The 1412-nt window shown below is 51.3% G+C and carries 1 protein-coding gene and 1 pseudogene; one reads left to right on the forward strand and one right to left on the reverse strand.

All coding sequences use genetic code 11. From position 1 onward, the window contains the following. Positions 1–580 (forward strand): annotated as a pseudogene (locus KDK14_RS04045) (ketol-acid reductoisomerase); the annotation flags it as partial. Between the two features lie 238 nt (positions 581–818). Here KDK14_RS04045 and KDK14_RS04050 read toward each other — a convergent pair. Then, positions 819–1412, reverse strand: a 594-nt coding sequence (locus tag KDK14_RS04050) for a DUF2959 domain-containing protein (protein ID WP_257263738.1), incomplete at its 5' end; no start/stop codon positions are given.

Genomic DNA, 1412 nt, shown 5'->3' on the forward strand with positions numbered 1-1412 from the left:
CCCAGACCCGATTGCTATTTTTCAGGATGCTTCCGGCCAGGCCAAAGACGTTGCTCTTTCTTACGCTTCCGGTGTGGGTGGTGGTCGTACCGGTATCATCGAAACTACGTTCAAAGATGAAACTGAAACGGACCTTTTTGGGGAGCAGGCCGTGCTTTGCGGTGGTGCTGTTGAGCTGGTCAAGGCCGGTTTTGAAACCCTGACGGAAGCCGGTTATGCACCGGAAATGGCTTACTTTGAGTGTCTCCATGAACTCAAGCTGATTGTTGACCTGATGTACGAAGGTGGTATTGCCAATATGAACTACTCCATCTCCAACAATGCGGAGTATGGTGAGTATGTGACTGGTCCGCGGGTTATCAACGACGAGTCCCGCAAGGCGATGCGTGAAGCGCTGAAAGATATTCAGAATGGCGAGTATGCCAAGAAGTTTATTTCTGAAGGTGCTCTGAATTATCCATCCATGACCGCCTATCGTCGCAACAACGCAGCTCACCCGATTGAGAAGGTTGGTGCTCAGCTACGGGAAATGATGCCCTGGATCACCGCTAACAAGCTGGTTGATAAAGAGAAAAACTAAGCTCTGATCAGAATGTCAGGAGGCTGTCCGGGAATAGCGCCCGACTGGGCGTCCCCGTAGCGAGGATGGCTGAAAATGCTGCCACCGCACGACTGCATGGATGCAGGAGCCAGAGCAACGCAGGAGCGGTTGCCGTGTAGGGCAGTCTATTCTCGGACAGCCTCCTGTGATTGCCAGTTAAAAATAGGGTGTTCCGCAAGAAATACCCTGTTTTCTACGGGTACCACGTCGTTGAATATCAGGTCTGCTTGAGCGCTTGAATAAACTGCCGTGACTGGTCAATAGAAACCTGCATATCACTGATCAGGCGATCAATATCCGCCTTAATGGTGCTGAACTCCCCTTTCAATGCACTGATGGCCCGGGCATTCAGGTTATGCTTCAGATAAAGTACCTGATCGCGAAAGGCATCCAGTACCGGCTGCATTCGTTGTTCAGAATTTTCCAGACTGACCATCATACGCTGATACTGACGTCGGGTGTCTTTCAGCTTCTGGGCACTGGCCCTACGCAGGCTATGGCTTTTGTAGAGATTGAGTTCGTCTTCCCATTCGTCAAACAGCGCCTCAGAGACACCCTGGACGCTGGCAATGCGCTCTCTTACTCTCTCTGCAGCGGCGAGGCTGTCCTTATATTCTGAGTTCAGGTCATTGTAGGCGGCTTCCAGGTCGCCACCCTCAAAGTTGATAACACTCTGGAATTGCTCCAGTGCGCTTTGGAATTGCACCTGTGCCTGCTCCTGTGCAGTTTGGGTGTCTTCAATGCGATCTACCATAATATCGCGCTTGTGGATGCCCACTTTTTCCATGGCACTGTAATAGGTGCTCTGGCA

It is taken from the genome of Endozoicomonas sp. ONNA2, from assembly GCF_024606365.1.
Classification (GTDB): domain Bacteria; phylum Pseudomonadota; class Gammaproteobacteria; order Pseudomonadales; family Endozoicomonadaceae; genus Endozoicomonas.